This is a genomic window from Ruegeria meonggei, from assembly GCF_042768335.1.
Lineage (GTDB): Bacteria > Pseudomonadota > Alphaproteobacteria > Rhodobacterales > Rhodobacteraceae > Ruegeria > Ruegeria meonggei.
Genome location: NZ_JAXHBT010000001.1, coordinates 1,531,108 through 1,554,698, shown reverse-complemented (window position 1 = coordinate 1,554,698; position 23,591 = coordinate 1,531,108). Strand labels below are relative to the sequence as shown.

Below are 23,591 nucleotides of genomic sequence, written 5' to 3'. Positions count from 1 at the left end.
TGAGAGGTGTCCCTCTGATCAAAGTTTGCCCGGGAACAAGATGTGCCTAGATCAGGAGAGGACCGGCCGCTACTAAACATGTCTCCGGAAGAAGGGGCGGGAAGCGGATTTTCGCTGCACCTGCGAATTAGACAAATCATCGTGCAAAGAGCCGACATTCATCCGGGGTCAGAAGTAGGGGTTATTCTGCGTTACGCTGAACGACGTCATTGTGGCCTTCAACAGAAATTACTTGACCAGCTTTCGGTGTTGCAAGCGTCGGATCCTCATAAATTTGTTTCCAGAAAATCACTGACCAGTTGATTAAACAGAATCGGGTTTTCCAGGTGAACTGCGTGCGCACAGGCGGGCAACACCGCGAGTCGGCAATCAGGTATGTTGTGCCATAAGGTTTCAGTTTGGGACCATGAATATGTACGGTCCCGGTCGCCCCAAAGCACAAGTGTCGGCAATGCAATTTTTGCAAGATGAGTAAGCCCGGACCAATTTTGCATCGCCTCCAACCCAGCAATGATTGCCTGCAATGAGCAAGCTTCCGCGATCCGGGCACATGCTGGAAATTCCTGCGCTGTTTCAATATCTAAAAACCAAGTCGCGGAGATCCTGCGAGCCGTTGATTTAGCCCCATCGGCATGGGCGCGTTGGATAGAGGTTTCAATGGGTTCGAACCGCTCAGGAATGATACCTTCTGCGCCCGTTGCATATTGCACAAGTTTGCGCACGCGATCCGGCGCAAGTTGGATCATCTCTTGGGCAATCATTCCACCCATTGAATGTCCGAGCAGGTCGAATTGTTCGGCGTCGACTTCGGCAAGGACCCACTCGGCGAACTCCGGAATGGAGCGTAGCGCGTCTTTGTGCGCATTTTTGCCAAAGCCGGGCAGGTCAATGGCGATCAGCTTTCGGTCCCCCGCTAGCGGCGCCTGCAATTTCCACTGCTTGCTGCCGCCCATAAAGCCATGGACAAAGACAAGTGGTGTCATTTTCTGGCGCCCTGCACGATCCGATCGAGGATCATTGCGCAGAACAGGATCGAGAAGCCCGCGAGGATCCCCTGGCCCACATTCGCGTATTGCAGCGCTTCAAGAACGTCTTCGCCCAGGCCTTTTGCCCCGATCAGGGAGGCAACGACCACCATGGCCAGCGACAACATGATCGTTTGGTTGATCCCCGCCCGGATTGACGGTGCGGCAAGCGGCAGATCGACCTTGGTCAGCAGATACCATTTGTTGGCGCCAAAGCTGATGGCGGCCTCCCGCACGGATTCCGGAACGCCACGCAGGCCTAGGACGGTCAGGCGTACCACCGGTGTGCCGCCAAAGATCATCGTTACAATGACCGCCGCCGGTTTACCGACGCCAAAGAACGCGATTACCGGAACCATAAAGACAAAGGCGGGCATGGTTTGCATAAAGTCCATGATTGGCTGGATAAACGAATAGAACCGAGGACGTCGCGCCGCAAACATGCCCAAGGGGATGCCGATCACAATGGACAGACATGCCGCTGTTCCCAACAAAGCCAGTGTTGTCATCGCCGCTTCCCAGAAACCAAGAAGGCCCATATAAGCCAGAAAGGCACTCGAATAGATGGCCGTGCGGATGCCTGCTGTCAGCCAGGTCAACAGGACGATCAGGCTGGCGATCACGATCCACGGGGTCTGCACCAATATGACCTCAAGCGCATCCAGCAGCGCGCGGATGCCAATTGTCAGCACTTCAAAGAATACTTCGCTGTTGCGAACGCACCATGCGATAAACTCTTCCACCCAGGTGATCCCGGTCAGGCGGATATTTGGATCCGTCGGAAAATGACTGAGCAGGGAAAACCGTCCGGGGAAGGAGTAATGCATCATCGCGGCAGTCACAATCAGCGCCATGAAGATTGCGCTGAACGCGATCTGCGACACCGGCATGGCCGAGCGGATCGAACGATCCGATAGCCACTCCGAGAAACGTTCCTCCAGGGCCCAGTTTGCCACCTGTGATTGAACAAATTTCGCGATGATCAGAATGATCAGGCCGGTCAGGACGATGTAAGGACCTTCGGCGGCCATTGCCTCGGCTTCAGCACGGATGCCCCCTATGTTTTCTTCAAGCGAGTCCACTGTCCGCTGATAGACATCGATCTTGTCCGAATTGCTTTCGATGGCTGCAGCCAATTGCTGTCGCCGCAGTTCAAGCGTCCCTTCAATCGATGCGATACGCTCCATGGCCTCGGCGGCCAAGTCACCGAACATTCCGCGCGCAATTTGCACATAAGCAATTGTTTCAAGGATCAGGAAGGGCAACGCCCATGTCCACAAACCGCGCGAGCCAAACCAGACCGGGCCAAACAACCCTGCCATCAGGTTGAGGGTCGGCGTAAAGCGCGACGACGCACCGATCTTGTCGAAGTTGCGGATGTAGTAATCAGGGTTGGTGCGCACAAAAGCACGAATATTCTCGCGCCGCTCTTCGGCATAGGCCAGAGCGGCCTCGCTTTCAGTGTCTTCTAGCGGGTTCACGTCATGAAGATTCACATCAGAGGTGCTCATGATACTTCTGTCCCTTCTATCACGGTGCGTAACAGATCGGCACGGGTTATGACGCCAACATCCACGCCGCCATCTTCCACAAGGATCGCGCTGCTGTTGTCGATCGCTAGATTAATCATTGTGCTCAGGTTTTCGCTTTCATTGACGCGCGGGGAGTCGACGGATAGCGGGCCATGGGCCGCGATATGATCAGCAATAGGCTGCATCACCGCATGGGCGCGCACCACTTTGAGCCGCGAGATACCCGCCACGAAATCCGCCACATAATCATCGGCTGGATGCATGACGATATCTTCCGCCGTGCCAATCTGCACCACTTTGCCATCGCGCATGATGGCGATGCGATTGCCGATACGGACGGCTTCATCAAGATCATGGGTGATGAAGATCGTCGTCTTCTTCAGAATCTTACTGAGCCGGATAAATTCGTCCTGCAATTGACGCCGGATCAACGGGTCCAGCGCCGAGAACGGCTCGTCCATCAACAGAACATCGGGGTTGGCGGCCAGGGCGCGGGCCAGACCAACGCGCTGTTGCATCCCGCCGGAGAGTTCATGTGCAAATTTCGAGCCCCAGGCGCCAAGTTCGACAATATCGAGAATGGCGGCGGCCTGACGCATGCGCTCATTCTTACTGACTTGCCGAATTTCCAGGGGCATCGCAACATTGTCCAGCACCGAGCGATGGGGCATCAGTGCAAAGTTCTGAAACACCATGCCAATTTTGTGGTTGCGAAACTGCTGAAGCTCTTGCGGACCCAGCGCCATCACATCGGTGCCTTCGATTTCAATCTTGCCATCGGTCGGTTCCAGCAGGCGATTGAAGTGTCGCACCATTGTGGATTTGCCGCTGCCCGACAGCCCCATGATGCAGAAGATTTCGCCACGGGTGACTGACATGCTGACATCGGCCACGCCGACAACGCAGTTGAACTCTGCCAGCACCTCGGCCTTGGTCAGGCCGCGATCCCTAATCGCCTGCAAAGCAATCTCGGGTTTGGCACCGAAGATCTTCCAGACATTCGAGATTTTGATAACGGTATCGTCGCCCATGTGTCCCCCGAAGACTTTTTGTTTGGGTTGCGCCGTTTCAAGGTGGCGCCGAATATGCAGCGCCACCTTGGGTTTCAGTGCTGGATCAGAGACCCAGCCAGGCGTCTACGCGATCAGAGTTCGCTTCAACCCACTCATGCGCAACCTCGGCGGGATCACGGCCATTGGCGCTGATCTCATAGGCAAAGTTCGACACGTCATCCGAGGTCACCTGGAAATTGGTGAAGAACTCGGCAATCGCAGGCGAGCGATCCACCAGCGAGTTGGACCAAGCGATCTGAACATCTTTCAGTGCATCTTTCGAGGCGACCATAGACTTGTCGAACCAATCGGGATCGTCCGAAGGCTGCACCATCACGTATTTTTCGGGATCAAACGCAGGCTCAGACAGCATTTCGACATCAAACATGAACCACACAGCGTGGGGCTTATAGCAGTAAAAGGCATAACCTTCACCCTTGGCGATACTGTCTTTGATACGCGCCGTTTTCACACTTTCCTCGGCACGTACCGGCTCGATGAAATCCATCAACCCGTAGTCGCGCACCTTCACCTCGTTCACATTGGCCGAAGCCCAGCCGGGCGCACCAATCCACATCTCACCACGGCCATTGCCGTCGCTGTCCATCAAAGCGGCCACGTCCGGGCGACCCAGGTCAGCGATGTCAGTGACGTTGTTGGCTTCGCCAAATTCCTTGCTGACGCAAAAGCCCTGATTGCCCTCATAAGGGTTGGACGATAGCGTTACAGTGCCCGCCTCATCGACATATTTCTGGGTAAAGCTTTCCTGATTTGGCAGCCAGACATCCGGGTGTACATCAATGTCGCCCTTGCCCTGATCCATCGCCTGGAAGATCGTGGCGTTGTTGCCGGGTACATATTCCACAGTCCCGCCGATCCGTGTCTCCACGACCGCGCCCAGCAAATAAGCTATAGCCTGCGCGCCCGTCCAGGACGGCACGCCGATCTTGACCTCTTCCGCCGCGAAAGCGGGCAGAGCAATCACGCCGACCGCAGCTGACAATGCCAGTGACTTCATCTTTAGTTTCATATTCTCACTCCTGTTGATTGGATGTTTCTTGCTAAGCGCGCGCCCGCTTTCGCTGCGGGTCTATGAATGGGATATCGGTGACCATGGCACCAAGGCGCTTCATCCGCCCGTCAAGTTGCCCAATTTCCAGCCTCGTTTCGTTTTCCGAATGCTCGACAGAAAGACGCGCGATAGCTATGCCGCGCTCAAGGGACGGAGAGCGCGTGGCAGAAGTGATTGCCCCCACTTGCCTCTCGTTGGCAAAGACCCCGGCGCCGTGCGGCGGGACATCATTGCAATCCAGCAATAGCCCCTTGAGCACCTGTCGGGGCGCCTCCTGATTGCGTTCGAGCGCGGCCCTGCCGATGAAATCCGTCTTGTTCAGATCAATGGCGAACCCCAATCCGGCCTCATAGGCATCAACACTTGGTGCGAATTCTGCGCCAGCCGCCGCAAGGCCTGCTTCGATACGGATGATCTCCAATGCAGCCGACCCCATCGGCGTGATCCCGAATTCCTCTCCCGCAGCCAACACTGCATCCCAGATGGTCACAGCATCGGCCTTGGAGCAGAATATCTCATAGCCCAGCTCGCCGGTATATCCGGAACGGGACAGCATAAAGGGGGCGCCTTCGCGATCGTTCAAGCGGCCTACGGTACAGCCGAACCATTTCAGTTGATCCAGCGTCGGCACATGGGGCTGCGTGAAGACAATCTTGCGCAGCACATCGCGGGATTTCGGGCCCTGCAGCGCCAGATTTGGCAACGCGTTTCGCATGGCGTGGATGCGAACCTGAAACCCGTGTTTCTCCGCCAATGTCTGCAGTGCCCGTCCGCTCTCCTCAGTGCCACAGCACCAGCGGAACAGGTCATGCGCAAGCCGGAACAGAGTACCATCATCAATGACAGAACCGGTCTCGTCACACATCAGCGTGTAAGAGCCGCGCCAGACCGGCAGTTTGGCAACATTCCGCGTCGTCGCCAGTTGCAACAACATCTCGGCATCAGGCCCGATAATATCGAATTTGCGCAGCCCGCTCATGTCCTGCAGGGTCACAGCCTCACGGCACGCCCAATACTCGCCCAGTGTCCCATGCGATGGAAAGCTCACCGGCGCCCAAAGGTCCCGCGCCGGCGCAAAGTGCTGGGTCAACGGTTCCAGCCGTTCATGGAAGGCAGATTCCTGACTGAGGGACATTGGTGCGTCTTCCTTTTCGCGATAGGCAACGGCGCGACGAATGGGTGTCTCAGGCCGGTAAATCCGTACGTGCACATCCGTTGGGTTCCAACCGTTAATAGGGTCGATGTCATCCGGGCACGCGGTCGAAACACAGACAAGATTTTCAAGAGCCTTCATGGCGATATAGTCGCCTGGGCGTGAGTGGCTTTCATCTACCAGAAGGTCGTGAGTATTGGGGTCGATCCAGGTGTTCCAAAAGAAATTGATTGCCGGCCATGCGGAACGGCGCTTCACGCCATAAGGATCAAGCGCATAGGAAATGTTGTCAGAACAGTTAACATGCCCCGGGAAACCGCGCTCCGCGTATCCACGTGCTGTGCAGGCCAGACCGTAAGTATCGTGCCGCCCGCAGGTGTCTTGTACAACGTTTAGAAGCGGGCGCATTTCGCTGTCGAAGAATTTGTCGAGCATGCCGGGGCCCGGGTAGGCGCGTCGCACCATCGATCGAGTTGCGGTACTGTCGATCAACCACTCCTCACCATTGTCGAGCCGATCGGCGCGTAAGGCGACAAAATCCGAGCATTGCTGCCCCTCGACGTCGATTATCTGGAGGGTTTCACCCTGCTCTAATTCGTAAGATATTCCCGTGCCGCGCGTAACGGTGAATTCATCGCGCACATCCCCCAGCGGGCAGGGCAGTATCAGATTGGTTCTCTCAACGGGTTGATGCGTAATTGTGATCGAGCCACCGCCAAATCCACTAACCAACTGGTCACGGTCCGAAACGCGCGACAGCCATAAGGTTATGGGGCTACTGGCCCTGAGAACAAACTGATCGTCACTTGCTGGCAGGTGGGCGGCAGCGATACAGGCGTTGCAATCACCGCCATGCGCTGCAATCCAGCCGACCAATTCGGTCAAGTCAAACTCATCGCTATTCAATTGTCCTGACGCAGCAAGTCCAATGGTGGAAAGCGCATCTTTTCCGCGGACGTCAAATGCCGAAACGTGCAGCTCACCCTCGGACCAGACCCCGGCAATGGATAGAAGATCGTCTGGGCGCATCGCGATTTTCCGGACTTCCCGAGGTGCCAGTACCAGGGTCCGTTCATGACCCGGTTTCTGAAACCCGGCGAACAACCGCGCGGGTGTAGCGTGCCCGTTATTGCTGAATTCGTGAAGGATCGCGTCGGTGGACATTGTTTTCCGTGAGTTAAAATGTAACTAGTTACATAACTTGATGTAACTGGTTTCATCTGTCAAGTATTAGAAAAATACGAAGAGAGTACACCAACTATTGAGGCAAAATGGAAAGCCGACCGAAAAAGAAACGGGCCAATCTTCGTGACGTGGCAAAGGCCGCTGGTGTTTCCATCGCGACAGTCTCACGGGTTCTGAATTCTCCAAAGGCTGTTTCTGAAGAGACACGGTTGCGCGTACAGGAGGTGATCGAAATGTTGCATTTCGTGCCCAGTGCTGCCGCCCGTGCTATCAATTCCGGCCGAACCCGCGTCATCGGCGCCCTGGTTCCGACACTAGATAACGCGATCTTTTCAAGATTTCTGGCAGCGCTTGAAAAACATCTGGCAAAGCACGGTTTGTCGCTCGTTGTTGCAACAACCTCTAACGATCCCGAGATTGAAACTGAAAAAGCAAGAGGGTTGGTTGATATTGGTGCAGAGGCTCTGATTGTTTCCGGTATCACGCACAGCCCAGAATTCGACAGGCTGATTGAACAAACCCGCCTTCCAGTGATAGCCACTTCGTACTTTGAAGAGAATTATCATATGCCGACTGTTGGCTACGATAACGCAAGCGCGTCGCGAATTGCTCTCGATTTTCTGCTGGCATCAGGTCACCGAAAAATTGCCGTGGTTCACGGACCGGTCAAGAACAACGACAGGACTCAGGCGCGACTATCGGGGTTGAAGACCACCAAATTTACGCACTCACTACAAATGATCGAGACGGATATCTCAATTCAAGGTGGCGGCACGGCAATACAAAATCTACTGAAAACTAAGGCAACATTTACGGCTGTTCTGTGCTTTTCCGACGTCTTGGCCATGGGAGCATTATTCGAATTGCAAAGGCAACGACTAATCGTGCCTGACGAAATATCGCTGATTGGAATCGATGATCTGCCTTCTTCACCCTACACGTTTCCTGCAATCACGACGGTCCATCTGCCAGTAGCAAGAATGGGAGAGGTTACCGCCAAATCGATAGTCCGTTGGTTGGATAGCCAGACCGTTCCTGACCCGTATCTTATACCGGTAGAACTGATTGTCAGGCATTCCACGAGAAAGCTGGTATAGATGGTATTCGCCAAGCCGTTAGCAAGCCTCGAGAAGGCTAGTAGTCACAACCGGATTCAACGTCTGCATACGGGAAGCCGCACTGCAGCGTGGTGATCGTGTTCAAAGTCCGGTTCGGGCCGCCCTCGAAGACGGCCCCTCCATTCTATATCTCAATGGTTTCTGCGATGGCCAAAGCGTCTTCCAGCTCAACGCCCAAATATCGAACAGTACTGTCCATCTTGGTATGTTCCAACAGGAGCTGAACGGCCCGCAGATTGCCAGTCTTTTTGTAGATCTGTGTGACCTTGGTGCGCCGCATTGAATGCGTACCATAGGCCGTTGCCTCAAGACCTATAGATGTAACCCAATCGCGAACGATCCGTGCATATTGGCGCGTTGAAATGTGTAACCGCTCGTGGAAGCGGCCTGGCCACAGAAATTCAGAGCCAACCATAAGAGGGTCCTCCATCCATTTCGCAACTGATGCTCGAGTGGGGGTGGTTCTACTTGTCCACGATCCTCGACGATTACAGTCGTTACATCATCGCCTGGAAGCTTTACACGAGAATGAAGACCGAGGATGTGACCGACACGCTGGACCTTGCCTTGCAAGCCTCAGGTTGTGATCAGGCAACGGTGCTGCACAAAGCACGCCTGCTCAGCGACAACGGGTCCAGCTGCATCTCTGGTGAGCTTCACATCGCCACAGAAGAATTGGACGTCGCAGAACGCATACTTGTCGATGCAGGCGACAAGGAAGTTCCGGGGCAGGAAGAGATACGGTCAATGCCTCTTACACTCGCCATGGAACGGCTGGCGTCAGCAAAGGCGTGAGAAAGATCGGGCCCATGATATCGGGTTCGAAAGTGGAGGTCGCAGCTCAGCCTAAGGCGGACCCTTGTTGCAATTGAAAGTAACGTCACAAAGGACCGGCGGTCGACTTTTCCAGCAGACGTAGGCAACGCTTTGCGCCAGCATGAAGGACACCGCAGAAATGGTAGTCTGAGCGCTACGACGCAACGCTTTGCATGCATCCTCAAACAACTTGGCAATACCAATCCTATTATTATCTACCCCAATCCGGCCGCTATGAGCCTTGGGTAGAGGCGCGCGCGGCCGGGTCAGGGCGCCCGCATTCGTCAATAAAATTGACCTAAGGTAAACTAAGCGATACAACCGTGATAATTTCGTCGCTACTGAGTCTGGATTCATGTTCTCTCTTTTGACATCCCCTGGCTTAAGATCGGTAGCTGAAAGGGAGCTTGTTCCTTTCGCTGTGTCGCTCGTGGTTGCCCAGACCTATTTCAAATGGGGCAGCTTTAGCCTTGAACTTGTTGGCTTTCTTGCGCTTTGGTTTGTGCTTGGCATTACCGCAGACCGAATTCTTAAAATGTTGAATCGGTAAAAAACCCTACGCCCGGTCGCCGGACGTTTCAAAAACCAAACCAACGATAAAGCGCTCCGCCAGCGCTCTGTTTTGTTGTGACAGGAGGGTTACGTCATGCGGCCACCCGGCCGGCCGAAAAAGACCTCTTTGTCGCTGCGCGATTTGATCGGGCAGGCTTTGAACGAGCCCACCATCAGCGATAAAGGCAAGTCCTTGCTCAAAGACGCCTCAAAATTGCTTGAGGGCCTTCAGCACGGCAAAACCACCGCCTTGGATTTGCGATTGGCCCGTGACGGTTCCGGACAGTTTGAAGCCGTGATCGAACAGGCTTCCGAACTTGGATTTTCAGATCGACAGGTTATTCGACTGAAAGACGCCATCGGGATACTGGCGCAAATCAAACTGAAAGATGGGCGTGGACTAGAAGACCTTCTCTGGACTGACAGCGACGACATAGGCAATCCCGACCGGCCAGGCGATGTAACTGTTCCTGACTTCCCTCGAATTGATGTGAGTGTGTTTGGCGGGTTTCTTGAGGCCGAGTTGAAAACCCCTTCTGTAGGTCTTGAGCTTGATGCGATAGCCAACGGCGCGTTGGCGGGTCTGCGAAAACAGCTGCCAGAGCTATTACCACGCGAACCAATCGCGGTTGGGGCGTTGGGCGCCGCGTTGCCTTTGGCGCCAAAAATCCTTGAACCGCTGATGCAATTGGCCGCTGTCGGTAAGAGTGGCGGCAAACCCAATCAAGATGACCCAAAACCCAAGCCGATCATTTGGGATGACGGCACCAGCGAGCTTGTCGTTTTTGTCGGCGAGGTGACGACCAAGACAGGCAAAGACGTGCTGAGCGTTACAATACCTGTGGCCACTGATGCGGGCCGGACCGAGATGATTGTCCCCTTTGCCATGGGAAACCCTGAACGGGTCGCGGGGCTTGTGGCGGCGGCCCCCGACAGGCCCGTTGGCGATGCGTTGATTGCCGATATCTGGGGTGAGACCCTGATCGCCTTTGCCTATCAGATGGTCTTGGAGGTCGCTGACAGTATCGCCGGGGCCTCTGGTCGCGACGTTTCAAATAAACGCCTCGTGGCACAAGGCCTCAGCCTGCAAGACGGCGCCTTGGTCGTGCAGTCGCAGGCGCGGTTCCGCATTCGAGGGGGGGCCAAATGAACGCCTTCTCGCCCGATGATTTTGGGGATCTGACTCCGCTGTTGCGCGCCCTTGGCCTGGTGACGGCGGAGGGTGATTTCAACGGCGACTGGTTGACAGATCCCCAGGACTACTTGTCGACAATTTTGGCCGATGACGCGCAGCGCCAGGCCTTGCTTGAGTTTGCCGCCGCCGTTCGCGAGGGCGGGATCGAGAGCGACCCGGATGGGCGACAGTGGATTGAGTTGTTTTCCGACCAGGTCGAGCCAGGGATCGACGCGGGCTTTTATCTGGTGATCGATGACCGCCCGGCGGGGCAGGTCAATATCTTCCTGGGTGTGGTCGTGAATACGGGTGGCGGCTTTGCAGACAGCAGGTCATCGCTGCTGTTCCCACTGTTTCGTGCTGCCAAAAGCTCTGGTCCCGCACCAGCTAATCCGTTCCTGGCCGGGGAACCCGGCGGCGTCATCGCACTGTCTTCAGAGATTACCGTAGCTGCCCCACCCGCTCCGGGCGAGGCTGGTCTTGCGCGGATCGGGTTGCGGGTTGCGATCCCAACCGACCCTGCGGACGGTGCGCCGGATGTGAGTTTATCCTTGGGTGGGTTGCAATTGCCCGGCGAAACCACGCCGCGTGACATGATGCTGTCGCTGGGCAATCCCGATGCCCTCCGCGAGTTGGCCATTGAACTTATCCTGGCGCTGATCGAGGCGCAGTTGCGCGGGGCAGGCGGCGCACAGGTGCGTGCGCTGGCAGACGCGCTTGGTCTGGGCACCGCGCCCGAGATTCCGGCCTTTCCCGTTGCCGACCTTCTGAGCCGCGGAGCGGATGCGCTGTCTGATTGGGTTGCGCAACTGTTGGGCGCTCCGGCGGCGCGGACACGCTGGCTTCAGGCTTTGGCTGATATTCTGGGTGCAGGTGCGACCGTAGATGCCACCGGCATTGACCTGCCTGTTGGCGGTGCAACCATTCGCATCGGTCTGCGTGCAGAAGACGGGCCTGAGGCGCGGCCGGACATCAGGATATCGCTGGGGTTCTCCACCACCACCGGGATCACACAGGCGGGCGTTTCGGCTGACATATTGCACCTGAGCCTGGCCACCGGCGCCGCGACTGCGGTTCCAAAGCTTGAAACCAGCCTGCACTTTGATCTGAGCGGAGAGGCCATGCCCAACGTGTCGGTCGCAGAGCTGATACTTGGGCTGGCACTGGACGAAGAACGCAGACCAGCGGTGGTTATTGCTGCGCGCGACGTGACAGTGGCGCAAAGCAATCACCCCTGGTTGGATCTGACCAACCCAGACGCGGTGGCGGCGGCTGCGGCGCAAACGGTGACCGACCTCTTGGACGAGCTGTTGTCCAACCTTGGCCCCGGTGCTGCGCTTATCGGGGTGGTCTTGGGCTGGCGCGCGCCTGCGGGGGCAGGGGCCGGGTACCCTACGCTTGATCCTGTCACCTTCCTGGGCGATCCGCTTGGGCAGCTGCGGGCCCATTGGCTTGACGTGCTCGAAAACCACAGCGGTGATGTCACCGCTGTGTTGGGCAGTTTGCGCACGCTGTTGGCCGGTGCCGCAGATGTGAGCGGCGCGGGAACCGAGGTCGATCCTTGGCGACTGTCGATCACGCCCGGGGCGCATGTGGCGATCTGGCGCGATGCGAATGGGGCCCTGGCGATTGGGGTCGGGTGGCTCAGCCGGGTTGACGATCTGGGGCAGCGTTGCACCGTGATCGAATTTCGGGGGCGCGTTGCGCTTGTGAAGGTCGACCTGTCGACAGGTGCCACCGCGTTTATCCCCGAGGTCGAGGCCGGCTTTAACGGACGGGCCCGCGGCGGGCTGCGGTTGCGGACCTCCGGCACTGGCCTGACGCTTGAGACCGACAGGTTGGGCCTGGTGGCCCGCTGGCGGCCAGCGGATGGGGTATCGGTTGAATTTGATACACCTAACCCGACGGTGTCGCTGGATGGCATCGGCCTTCCGCTGGAATTGCCGGACTTTTCAAGCGGCATGGATGTGGACCAGCTTTCGGGTGCGCAATGGGATGGGATTGAGCGGTTACTGGGTCTTTTGGCCGAGCGCAGCGGCAACGACTTTCTTGTTGATTTGGTGGATATGCTGGGGTGGCGACGGGCGGCACCTGTTCTCGGTGGGCCTGACCCGCACCGGCTTTCACTGTCGGCCTTGATCGATGCACCAGAAGCCGCCCTGCGTGACTGGCTGGGGCGGTTGCTGGCAGACCCCTTTGCAGAGGTAACGAAACGGCTGCAGGTTTTCACCGCCCGTCTTGGGGCCGGAACAAGTGGCGTGGAGGGTACCGGTACCTTGTCGGATCCATGGTGTCTGCTGCTGCCTGGCGCTGACAGTAGTCCGGGTATTGCCGCATGGCGATTGCCCGACCGATCCGAGGCCGAGCCTGACCGTTTCTCGTCACTGCCGCTGCGGACATGGCGCCCTGGTGATCCGGGTTTGCAACCGGATGAACTGGCGCGTGGGATGGCCTCTGAACTGCCGACGCTGCTTTCGGGGCTGGGCGCGGCGGAACTGGCCGTTGGCCTCTTGGCACTGGAAACAGGCTGGACGGGCACCGATGGGCTGGTCAGCCCCGCTGTCAATCAACCGGGTACGGTGCTGCATGTTGTAGGCGATACCGACGCCACAAGCCTGATCGAGAGTTCGGATGTGACGCCGTTTCTGGGGGCGGCCCCAGACGTCCTCTTTGTGATCTGTACATTGTCTGAAACTGCACCGGTTCCCGAGGGCGTTGACCCGGCCCGCCTGCTTGATTTGCGGATCCGAGACCGGGAGGCCACCGCGTTTTCGCAAGTGCCCGGAGATGCCAGCGGCACCTGGACGATCCTGCTGGCGCCCCGTCCGGATACGGAAGAGGACGACGCCTCAGGACAGGCGGCGCGGTTGTCCCATGCATTGGCACAGGCGGGTGGCATCGCGGGCGCGGCCGTCTTGGCAGACCGGGCTGCGGGCCATGGCGCCTGGCTGGCGCTGAATACATTGCCTTCCGGGCCCAACCAGTTGTTGATCGCGGGTCTGGCGACGGCCGCGCTTGACCCGTTGGACCTTGAAACCACCGAGACGCTGCACCGTCTCAATGAACTATTGCCCCCCGTTGACCCGGGCGAGCCGGACGACGCAGATTTGGCGCGGGGGCGGCGGTTGATCCGCGACCGCCTGTCGGGGCGTCCGCTGGACGAGCTGGCGCCGCCTGCAGGTTGGACTGGGGCGCGACGCGGCGATCTGCAGATCCACCTGCTGTACGGCGTTCTTGAACAGGACAGCGTGCGTCGGGCGATGACCGCAGTTGCGGCTGCAGGGCTCAGCACCTTTGCTGTGGCCCGGGCCAATGTGTTGCGACAGACGCAGGTTGAGGGCATGGGCATCGGGCTGCATGTTCCTCTGGGTGACGCCCCTGCGGCAGGGGCAATCGGGTACCAGGGACGCGCCCTGGTCGAATTGCTCTCGGCGCGACTGAATCGCGATGGCGCGTCTGGCCCCCAGCCGGAGTTCCGCCCGGCTGGCAAGGTTGTGCTGTCAGGCCATCTCTCTCGTGGTTCGGGATGGCTGGTGGGCGGGCCGATGGATCACGGCGATGCACCCTTGGGTTTGCGGTCCATTTCATTCTCGGGCTGCGTCGGGGTTGATGGCACCTCGGAAAGCGGCACCGACGGGTTAGAGGTTATTCTCCATGGCGCGCGCTTGTTCGGGGAAAGCCACGCGCGGCTCGTGGTTACGGCGGACACGCTGTCCAAGCCGGGGATTCCGCGCATTGCCCCCACCGCCCCAGCCGTTCGTGCGCTGTTCGGTGAGATCGTAGCCGAAGCCGTGGCCCTGCCCACGCCCGGTCTGACCGAGCTTATCGCGCTGTTGCGTGCGACCGGCATTCTGGGGGCTGATGACGGGTTCGACGCGCTGTCGCTGTCCCATTGGGTCGATGAACCGACCGCGCAGCTGCAGGTGGCGCTGGCCGACCCCGCGCTCGGTGGCGCGCTTATGGACGTTGTGCAAACGTTGTTTGACGGGGCAGGGGCCGGGCTGAGCTTTGACGCCGACCAAGGCCAGTTGAGTGTGACGCTGGAGGGGTCCGCACCAGATTTCGCCTTTGGGGCTTGGTCGCTGAACGCGGTGTTGGGCCAACATGGACTTGTTTCTGGCGCTGTGAATTTCGGGGCAGAGGGGACACCAGGCCTACAACTGGGACTGGCACCCTTTACGGCAGAGATAACTTTGCCCGGCGATCTGCCGGATATCCCGAGCGCAATCCCCCTTTGGCCTGCGCCAAACCCAACCGCGTTGGTCCGGGCGTTGCCGCCCACCCTTGCTGCGCTGGCCCTGAGCCAGGTTCTTGACGGGCTGCGCCAGATCGACCCGATCGTGACCGGGATCGTTGATGCGGGGCTTGCTGGATTTGGGCTGACGCCAGATCCGGTTCGGGTGCCGCCGCTTCTCTTTGTTGATCCGGGCGCGTGGTTCGCCAGCGCTTCGGTTTTGGGCGGGCCTGGCGGTGGTCTGCATGCGCCCCGAGTTATCGCCATTATGGACGCGCTGCGCCCGCTGGTGGGAACGGGCGGCGGTTCCGGTATTTGGGAGTTCGCACCGGGCTTTGCGCTGCGGGCCCGCGACGATGGCGGCCTGGTTCTGGACTTTGCCCTGGACCCGGGTGCGTTTTTGCCTGCGGGCAGTATCGCCTTGGGCGGCGCCTTTGGCCTGCGGTTCCCGATTGCGGCCGGGCCTTCTCGGCCCGAGATTTCTCTTTTTGCCGGCGTGCCCGGGGCGGTTGGTGATCGGCAGGCGGCCCATCTGACACTGACGGGCAGCGATCTGCGGGTGTTCCTGCGGCCTGATGCGGGCCCGGATATCGAGATCTACCCGGGGCCACCCAATCTCACGGATCTGCTGGCCACTGCCGTTACAGCAGCTTTGCCGCAAGTTTTGGACGCTATTGTCGATACCGGGTCACCCTTTGGCGCGTTGCTGGGCGACGTGGGTAATGCGCTGGCCTTGCGGTCAGGCGGTGCGTTTGACGGTCCAGCATTGGTGGCCTGGGCTGCTGATCCGGTTGCCAGCCTGGCCGCACGTTGGCCAGCGCTTGTGTCATCGGGCTTGGGTGCATTGAACCCTGTTTTGCCAACCGGTCTGTCGGTGGCAAACACCGGCACGGGCTTGCGCGTATCGGTGGCCAATGCGGGCACGCCGGGCTCGACACTTGAAATCGAGCTTTTCACAGCCACCCAGGAGGTCGAATTCACCGCTGATCTGGTCGGGATACCTTTTGTCGGCGATATCGAGACCAGCTTGAGCGTCGATGATGGCGGGCTGAACCGGCTGACGGCCATGATCGGCCCCGCCCAGATACCCGTGGCCGATGGCGTGATCTTGCGACCCTTTACAGAGATTGATGTGGGTCGCGGCGCGCCGCCATCCACGCTGAGCACGGGGCTGGCCTTTGATGCGAGTGCCGATCAGGCCTTCCGCCTGCGGTATAATTTTACCTCACAGACATTCTCGCCCAGCGTGGGTGGGGACACGCCGGAAGAGATCGCCGCGGGGCTTATGCATCTGGCCATCGAACTGCTGGGCGGCTTTGTCTTGGGGCTGGATGAAGTCAGCGCACTTTTGGACCGCGACATCGGCTCTGACACGATGCGCGACGTGTTGACCGACGTGATTTTGACACCCGGTGGCGGGCTTGATGCAGAGTTCTTCCGCGCGCTGCCACGGGTCGGCGAGACTCAACAAGATCTTGTGCAGTCCAAGCTTGTGCGGCTTTTGACGCTGATCGAAAATATTGCTGATGCAGGGCCGGGCATCACCGTGGATAATGCGGTTGAGATCGGTTTGGCCAATCTCGGCGGCTCTGTTGGGCTATCGGTGACCATCATTGACCGTTTTGAAGTCATTGGCGGCGACATTGCGATCTGGTTGGAAAATGACAGCCGTTGGATTGTGGGCGATGTTAATCCTGGTCTTGAAATCGGTCTGTTGAATATCAGTGGCGCCGCGCCTGATTTTGCTCCGGCCCTGTCGGTCAACGGGATTGGTCTGCGCATCGGCAGCTCTAACGCGCCGCTGATCAAAAGCCCGCTTTCATTGGGGTCGATCGCGATTCACGCCTTTGCGCAGGTTGGCTCTGGTCCGCTTCGCGGAGGTGCCCAGGTGGAACTGGCCGAGATCGGGGCGGCTGTCAGTGGCGGCTCTTCCGACAATGCCGTGGCCTCTGGCCTTCTGAGCGAAACGAATGACGGCAATGCCGCCCTGGCCCCTGCCTTTAGCCCGGCGCTGTCGGTGCAAACCCTGAACTCGGGCGATTTGCGCTTTGGCTTCCGCGCAGGTGAGGGATCAGGCCCCTGGTGGCTGCCGATCCGCAAGGGCTTTGGTCCGCTCTATGTCGATCAGATCGGCCTGGGCGCGCAATCTGACGAAGACGCAGGTCTGCAGTCCGTTTCACTGTTGTTTGATGGTTCGGTCACCATTGCCGGGCTTGCCGCTAGCGTCGATGACCTAGAGCTTATCTATCGCACCGATCAGGGCGGGATATTTGACAGCGCGTCCTGGGGGGCTGATCTGGCTGGCTTGGGCGTCTCTGCTGACCTTTCGGGCATCTCGCTGGCAGGTGGTCTGCGCAAGTTCGGTGACGAAGACGACATCGAATATGTCGGCATGCTGGCCGCTCGCTTTGCGGTTTATGGCCTGTCGATCTATGGCGGTTATGCCTCGGCATCGGACGACCAAGGCCGGTATACGTCCTTCTTCGCAGTGGGGTCATTCCTTGGGCCCATCGGCGGCGCGCCTGCCTTTTTCCTGACCGGGATCGGTGGCGGCTTTGGCATCAACAGGGATCTGGTTCCACCCACGGACCTGAGTGACTTTGGCGATTTTGTCCTGATCCAGGCGCTGGACCCGGCGGCTGACTTGCCAACCGATGTCATTGCGTATCTCGAAGAGGTCCGGCGCACATTCCCGGTCATACGTGGCAAGTTCTGGTTTGCAGCCGGCATCAGCTTTACCTCATTTGCTCTGGTCGATGGCATCGCCGTTGTCGCAGTGGAATTTGGCAGTGGCTTTGAATTGTCGATTTTTGGCCTGGCCCGCATGGCGCTGCCACGCCCGGGCTTTGCCTTGGTCTCGATCGAGCTTGGACTGCTTGCACGCTTTTCCACCGAAGAGGGTGTGATTTGGATTCAGGCCCAGCTGACCGACAATTCCTGGCTATTGCATGAAAGCGCCCGACTGACAGGTGGTTTTGCCTATGTCAGCTGGTTCAAAGGCCCCAACAAAGGCCAGTTCGTGCTGACCCTTGGCGGCTATCACCCAGAATTTGAGGCCAGTGGCTATCCGGTTGTTCCGCGTCTGGGGTATAACTGGTCCGTCTCATCGAACATCGTCATCAAGGCAGAGAACTACTTTGCCCTGACGTCTGAAGCGGTGATGGGTGGCGGCGCGTTTGAGGCAACAGCCAAATTCGGCCCGGTCTTTGTCTCGCTCGGTTGGGGCGTGAACGCGATTGTCTACTTTGATCCGTTCAAATACCTGGCCAATGCCTATGTGCGCATTTCGGCAGGTATTCGGATCAAGACCTGGTTCGGGACGATCAAGCTGTCGTTTAGCTTGAGCGCGGAAATCGAGGTTGCAGGGCCAGAGTTCCACGGCAAAGCGCGGGTCAAGGTCGGCCCCATCGACGTCACCGTCAAGTTTGGCAAGCAGGACAACCCCGAGCCGGAATATGTCACCTGGGTCGATTTCGCGGCCAAGTATCTGGAACTGGCTAGCGGTAACCGGGCCGAGGCGCTGTCGGGCATCACCGGGCGCGGCACCCTGCCAGCGGCAAGCGGGAATGGTGATGCATCGGACACCGCTGACGGCAGCCTGTCCAAGCCCTTTGATGTCATGAGCGAGTTTGAGCTGTCGATCACCAGCACCATCCCGCTTACTGTGATTGACCGTCCGGGTCAGAACCTGTTCGAGCGCGATCCCTCTGGGGCGCTTGGCGTTGCACCATCCAATCTGGTCGTCTCTGAAGTCACGCTGGAACTGTCGCTGCTCAAAATTGATCCGGGGTCTGACGAAGAACGACTGGATGATGTCGATAAGATCAAACTGCGCACACGCGATACCGGGGCTTTCCCCGTCGGTGTCTGGGGACCGCCGCAAGGCCTTGATGACAAGAAGGTGCCCAAAGGCACGATCATCGAGGCAACCGAAGGCGTCGACCTGAGCTTTGGCCCGGAATTCTTTGGCCGCCGTCCTAATCCCGAAACGGGCGGGGTGGCGTTCAATCAGGTTGAGGCCGGGCCTCGCCGGCCGCTGCCCCTGCGCGACAATGGCTTTTTCTTTGGATCAATCGTCGGGTTGGCTGCCACGCATCTCACATTGTTGAACTCGATTGCAGAGGACCGAAATATCGCGCTGGCGGCGGAATTCCAGACCGCCGAGCGCCGTCCGACAGGTGCCACGGGCGCGCGGGCCTGGCGTCAGGCCAGACGTACACCGATGCGCGTCGGGCTTTTGACAGAACGGATCGTCACGGATGCGCCGCGCGGCTCCAAGGACGAGCGTGTTCGAGAGGTCAGACCACGCCGCGACATTCAGTTTGGCCAGCCGCGCCTGCGTGGCCAGTTGAGCTTGCCAAGCGTTGTAGCTGCGGAGGCCGAGGGCGTTTTGACACCGCGCGCAACGCGTGTGCCCCCAGAGTTGGCCCGTGGGCTCAGCCGGATTGAGCCGCCGTCACTGGATGCGGTTTTGGCCGCACGAGGGGTGAGGGCGCCGGCATTCCTGCTGCGCACTGCCACCGCCCCGGCGCAGGTCGGCAAGACAATCGCCGCAGAAGGTCGGGTGCCGCGCACGAAAGCAGCGGGGCTTGATGCTTCAGCCAGTGCCGAACGGTCAACCGGTGCAACCCGCAACCATCTTGCAGGCATCGCCGCGATGGCGGGTGCGCGCGGGCCGCGAGGCACCAAATCCGCGGACAAAACTAGCGGGTTGGCAGCCGGCGAGGTGGTGGTCTTTGACTTGCCGGGAGCCATGCGGTCCCGTCGATTTGAATCGGCTGGCCGTCTGACCCTGAGCGGCGCCGCGCGGGTCTTGGCCATTGGCCTGACAGGCCGGGTTCTGCTGGACAATGCCGGTTCGAAGCGCAGCCTTGATTTGCCTGCCGGAACAGCGGCCTATGCGGTGATATCGGGCGACAATGGCAAGACTTCGGCAGAAATCGCGGGTTGGACGGATGCACAGTCAGTGGCCTATCTGGGCCGTTCGATGGCGCTGTGTCGCGGTGCCATCCTGCGGGCCGAGGGCGCAAGCCGCGTTCGAGGCGGTCGGGCAGGCGGCACAGGCTGGCTGCGTGCCGCGCATATGACCGATCAGGCCACGCTGGTAGAGACCCAGTTTGACCGCGCCGCCAGCGCCGTTGCGGTGCTGTTTGATGGCCGATTGACCGAGCAGGAACTCTCGGCGCTGGCCATTTCGTTCCAGGGGGCAGAGATCGTCGAGAAACGCCCGATGCTGGTGCCCTATGATGGCAAGACGCTGGTGGTCTACACCATCAAATCCAAAGCCGGTTTCGTCGTGCGTCTGTCGGGGCTGACCTCGGGGCGGCTGGACGGTGTCATGGCGGCCAATATGACAGCCGAGCGGTTTGTCTCGCGGCTTGTGAACGAGAGCGTATCTCTCTCGGTCGGGGTTGTGCGCACTGGCAAGGCACCGCTCAAAATCGGCTGGCGCCCGCCCGCTGATGTCACCCCGCGAACCGCAGAACTTGAAAACGGAGAACCTTGATCATGGTCGCGCGAGGGCGTTTCTTTCTCTATGACAGCATTGTCCCAGCGCTGGAGGCGGGGAAGTACCGGCTGCAAGGCGATCTGAAAATCGAGGCCGAAGAAGATGGCGTCGACGTAGATGAGCTGGCTGTCCGCCCGCTTCAAACTCATTTCAACGTGACGGCACCCCGATTAAAACTACCGCCCGATCAAGCACTTATGACTTTCCCGCCGGCCAATTCCGAAGGCGCTTATGAGGCCCGGCTGCCGCAGATTGTGCTCAAGAAGAAAACCCTGCCGTGGGATCGCAAGGCAGCACCAGATGAGACCGCGTTTGGAGATCAGATCACCAGTGAGCGCACACCCTGGCTGGCCCTGGTGGTGATTGCCGAAGGCGAGGGTCAGATCGAGCATGACATTCCCTGGCAGGATTGCGTAAGCGAAGGTGTCGATCTGCCCGGCGACAAAGACGTGCCGACGGCGACACGGTTGTCGGTCCCAGTATCTGTGGTTCGAAATGTTTTCCCCACGGTCGAAGATTTGCCGCTTTTGACCCATGTGCGCGAGGTCAATATCGACGATACCGAGGCCGCGATGGGTGATGATGATGGCTTTCTGGCGGTGGTCATTTCCAATCGCATGCCTCAGTTCGATCGCGAGAATTGTCGGCCCAAGGCATACACGGCCTGTCTGATCAATCTTGAAGGTCAGCTGGGCGAATTGCCAGAACCCTTGCCGCCGCGCAACTTTTTTGACCTCTCGGACCTGGTTTTCAGTACCGAGCTGACAGCCGTGAACGCCGCGATCTCTGATGGTGCAGCGATACCGCTGAAAGCGGTGCCAGAGCCGCGCAACCTGGATGTGCGTGACGGTGACGCCATGGCCGAAGCGATCCGACGCGGCGAAGTGGTGTTTCACGACGGGGCGCTCTTCGACCGGGCCAGCGCCAATGAAGACGGCGTCAGCGCACTGGGACCCATCAGCTCGGCGGCGATGCTTGACGGCGATTTCAGCGCGCTGGAAAGCGGCGCGTTGGAGAACAGCTTTCAGGTGAAAGGCGTGTTTGGTGGCTTCTCCATTCCGCCACAGGTCGTGTTTCAGGAACGGATACTACGGTTTCCTGTACTGACCTCCTGGCGGTTCACCTGCAGTGGGGCCGGTAGTTTTGAGCAGCTGATGCGGAATCTGGATGTCGGGCTCTTGGGCCGGCGCACCGGCAGCGGTTTTGCGCGACCTCTGGCTGACTGCACGCCTGATCGCGGCGGCGCGGATTCCGGCGCGGCGCCATCCACCCGATTGCCTCTGGACGTGGCGGAAAGCGGCCATCTGACCCTGCCGTATCGAACGCGCGTCGGAGACGGTGAAACCGCTTGGTACCGTGGCCCGTTTTCACCGGTGCGGGTGCGCCGTGACATTCCCGGCGTCGGTGATGACGCGTTGGCGCATGTGAGCGACCATTTGCGCCTGATGACCCCCAGTGGAGAGGAAGACGTCTCGCTGGCAGTGGCGTTTGAGACCGGGCGACTTTTGGCGCTTTCGCAACCGTCTTTCATCGCGGCGCTCAAACGTTGGCGGGCCGAACGGTTCGGCGCCGCGCGCGCCAAGACAGGGCTCGATTTTGCGGTGGTGGGAAATCTTGGCCTCTTTGCCGGCGGCGTGGCGACCGTCGATCCAAGCGTTTTGGAAAATTTGGTCCGAGGGCGTTTCGCGCGGGCCCTGGAAGCGGATTTGATCCGCGTCTTGGCAGAGGCGCCAGAGAAAACCATTGCCACGCTCCGGCCCCGGGTCGACGCCGGAAACCCCGTGCCCAACCTTGAAGGTGATCCGCTGGAGTTCTTGGTTCAGGGGCTTGAGCTTGATCCAGGGGTGCTTGAAGGGCTGAAGGCGCGGCCCACCGATACTGCCTCGGTGACGGCGCTTATGGCCGCGAAACCCTTGGTTTCTGGCACTGGAGAGGTGACTCTGGACCGTAGGCTTGAGACTGAGCTGGTCGATAGGCTGGATGTCGGGCTCAAACAACTGGTGGAATTTGCCATCGGTGCTGATGCGCTGGCCAGTGGCGATCTCGGTGCGGTTGGTGACATCGATGACCTCGATATCTTTTTGGAAGACCGATTGGAAAGGAACCGACGATGAGCCTTAGTGAGACCCTTGGGGTCGCCCAGGCACGTGCCGCTCTGGAACATGAACTCTTCCTGGCATCACCTGATGGCGAGACGGTGGCCACCGACAGCGTGTTGGAGTTTCTGGCGCGCCTGCGGATGTTGGAGGGTGTGCCGTTTAACACCCTTGTGCCCGATGCGGATCTTCTACCCGTTGAATCCATCAGGTTCTTCTATCTCGATCGCGCGTGGACGGATGCGCTGGTGCAAGGCGCGTTGAGTGTCGGCACCGCCAATTCGCTGGAGCGGGCACAGTTGGAAAAGCTCTATCCCAAGATCGAAGAAGAAATTGACGAGGCAGAGCGCCGCGTCCGATCACCCGGTTCGGAACCGACGCTGACCGGAACGGCCGGGGTTGTGACCGGGTTTCTGATGCGGTCGGCGGCGGTGGCGGGTTGGCCGGGCATGCATATCCGCGCCTATGACACGGAACCTGCCGATCATGACGAAGAGGTTCTGCCCGAATCCAATTCGGACCGGATCAAGCTGCTGCGCCTTGAACGGCTTGCTCCTTCGGTAATTTTGGCGCTTTTTGACGGCATCCCCAACGTTCTGCACATCGAAGAGCCGCGGCAGGGCCTGCAATTCGGCGTGCGTCTGGAAGAGCAATCGTCCGGCCGGTGGCGCGCATTTGTTCCGGCGCGAGACGTGCGCACGGCCGGTTATGTGGATGACGCGGGCGCGCCTGTCGTGCCGGACGAGGATGATCCGACCGCGCCATCGACCCTGGCCGCACAAATCCCCGTGCGGTTCCGGCGCGGCGCGGCGGGCGTGCTTGATCTGTCCAACACAGCCCGGGCTTTTGCGGACGCGGATGGCACAGGTATGACGGCGCCAATCCCGGGCGAGGATTTCGGCGAAGATATCGATGGGGCAGAATTTGCCATGCAGATGCTGCGGTTCCCGTACCGCCAGGTCTTTGCCCAAAGCACAACCACGCCGCAATTTCAGGATGCGGCCTTTGTTCCAAATGTAGCGGTTGTTGCAGATTTCGAAAACATCTTGCGCCAGCGCCTGGAAGAGGATTGA

Annotated in this window: 10 protein-coding genes and 2 pseudogenes; 6 read left to right on the top strand and 6 right to left on the bottom strand. The window is 59.2% G+C overall.

Annotation, left to right across the window (positions count from 1 at the left end; all coding sequences use genetic code 11):
• Nucleotides 1-266 precede the first annotated feature (266 nt).
• The 5 genes from SJY13_RS07600 to SJY13_RS07580 all read right to left on the bottom strand — a co-directional run bounded on the left by SJY13_RS07600 (nt 267) and on the right by SJY13_RS07580 (nt 6,998).
• Nucleotides 267-983 carry an alpha/beta fold hydrolase gene (locus tag SJY13_RS07600; protein ID WP_377189741.1) on the bottom strand — a complete coding sequence of 239 codons (717 nt, stop codon included), beginning with the start codon at nt 981-983 and terminating at the stop codon, nt 267-269.
• Nucleotides 980-2,536, bottom strand: a complete 1,557-nt coding sequence (locus SJY13_RS07595; RefSeq protein WP_377189738.1) for an ABC transporter permease — start codon at nt 2,534-2,536, stop codon at nt 980-982. Before SJY13_RS07595 ends, SJY13_RS07600 begins: the two co-directional genes overlap by 4 nt.
• Nucleotides 2,533-3,588 (bottom strand): quaternary amine ABC transporter ATP-binding protein, encoded by a 1,056-nt coding sequence (locus SJY13_RS07590; protein ID WP_377189735.1) that lies wholly within the window; start codon nt 3,586-3,588, stop codon nt 2,533-2,535. Before SJY13_RS07590 ends, SJY13_RS07595 begins: the two co-directional genes overlap by 4 nt.
• 85 nt (nt 3,589-3,673) lie before the next feature.
• On the bottom strand, nt 3,674-4,639 hold the full coding sequence (locus tag SJY13_RS07585) for an ABC transporter substrate-binding protein (protein WP_377189732.1): 966 nt from the start codon (nt 4,637-4,639) through the stop codon (nt 3,674-3,676).
• A gap of 31 nt (nt 4,640-4,670) precedes the next feature.
• Complete coding sequence (locus SJY13_RS07580) at nt 4,671-6,998, bottom strand: DUF1989 domain-containing protein (protein WP_377189729.1); 2,328 nt, start codon at nt 6,996-6,998, stop codon at nt 4,671-4,673.
• A gap of 107 nt (nt 6,999-7,105) precedes the next feature.
• Between SJY13_RS07580 and SJY13_RS07575 the strand changes: the two genes are divergently transcribed.
• Nucleotides 7,106-8,116 (top strand): LacI family DNA-binding transcriptional regulator, encoded by a 1,011-nt coding sequence (locus SJY13_RS07575; protein ID WP_377189726.1) that lies wholly within the window; start codon nt 7,106-7,108, stop codon nt 8,114-8,116.
• A 145-nt stretch (nt 8,117-8,261) separates the two neighbouring features.
• On the opposite strand, the pseudogene SJY13_RS07570 reads toward SJY13_RS07575, so the two are convergent.
• Nucleotides 8,262-8,591, bottom strand: a pseudogene (locus tag SJY13_RS07570) (tyrosine-type recombinase/integrase); the annotation flags it as partial.
• On the opposite strand from SJY13_RS07570, the pseudogene SJY13_RS07565 reads away from it, so the two are divergent.
• The 5 genes and pseudogenes from SJY13_RS07565 to SJY13_RS07545 form a co-directional block, all read left to right on the top strand.
• A pseudogene (locus SJY13_RS07565) lies at nt 8,582-8,794 on the top strand (DDE-type integrase/transposase/recombinase); the annotation flags it as partial. The pseudogenes SJY13_RS07570 and SJY13_RS07565 sit on opposite strands and share 10 nt — an antisense overlap.
• A gap of 805 nt (nt 8,795-9,599) precedes the next feature.
• A complete protein-coding gene (locus SJY13_RS07560; RefSeq protein WP_377189723.1) occupies nt 9,600-10,655 on the top strand; it encodes a hypothetical protein in 1,056 nt (351 codons plus the stop codon).
• Nucleotides 10,652-20,419 carry a DUF6603 domain-containing protein gene (locus tag SJY13_RS07555; protein WP_377189720.1) on the top strand — a complete coding sequence of 3,256 codons (9,768 nt, stop codon included), beginning with the start codon at nt 10,652-10,654 and terminating at the stop codon, nt 20,417-20,419. Before SJY13_RS07560 ends, SJY13_RS07555 begins: the two co-directional genes overlap by 4 nt.
• A gap of 2 nt (nt 20,420-20,421) precedes the next feature.
• A complete protein-coding gene (locus SJY13_RS07550; RefSeq protein ID WP_377189717.1) occupies nt 20,422-22,536 on the top strand; it encodes a hypothetical protein in 2,115 nt (704 codons plus the stop codon).
• Nucleotides 22,533-23,591 carry a hypothetical protein gene (locus tag SJY13_RS07545; RefSeq protein ID WP_377189714.1) on the top strand — a complete coding sequence of 353 codons (1,059 nt, stop codon included), beginning with the start codon at nt 22,533-22,535 and terminating at the stop codon, nt 23,589-23,591. The genes SJY13_RS07550 and SJY13_RS07545 overlap by 4 nt, the downstream gene beginning before the upstream one ends.

Bases quoted from the DNA above. Each gene is read 5' to 3' on its own strand.
- SJY13_RS07550 (WP_377189717.1), top strand. From the start codon at position 20,422: ATGGTCGCGCGAGGGCGTTTCTTTCTCTATGACAGCATTGTCCCAGCG.
- SJY13_RS07585 (WP_377189732.1), bottom strand. From the start codon at position 4,639: ATGAAACTAAAGATGAAGTCACTGGCATTGTCAGCTGCGGTCGGCGTG.
- SJY13_RS07545 (WP_377189714.1), top strand. From the start codon at position 22,533: ATGAGCCTTAGTGAGACCCTTGGGGTCGCCCAGGCACGTGCCGCTCTG.
- SJY13_RS07590 (WP_377189735.1), bottom strand. From the start codon at position 3,588: ATGGGCGACGATACCGTTATCAAAATCTCGAATGTCTGGAAGATCTTC.
- SJY13_RS07560 (WP_377189723.1), top strand. From the start codon at position 9,600: ATGCGGCCACCCGGCCGGCCGAAAAAGACCTCTTTGTCGCTGCGCGAT.
- SJY13_RS07595 (WP_377189738.1), bottom strand. From the start codon at position 2,536: ATGAGCACCTCTGATGTGAATCTTCATGACGTGAACCCGCTAGAAGAC.
- SJY13_RS07555 (WP_377189720.1), top strand. From the start codon at position 10,652: ATGAACGCCTTCTCGCCCGATGATTTTGGGGATCTGACTCCGCTGTTG.
- SJY13_RS07580 (WP_377189729.1), bottom strand. From the start codon at position 6,998: ATGTCCACCGACGCGATCCTTCACGAATTCAGCAATAACGGGCACGCT.
- SJY13_RS07575 (WP_377189726.1), top strand. From the start codon at position 7,106: ATGGAAAGCCGACCGAAAAAGAAACGGGCCAATCTTCGTGACGTGGCA.
- SJY13_RS07600 (WP_377189741.1), bottom strand. From the start codon at position 983: ATGACACCACTTGTCTTTGTCCATGGCTTTATGGGCGGCAGCAAGCAG.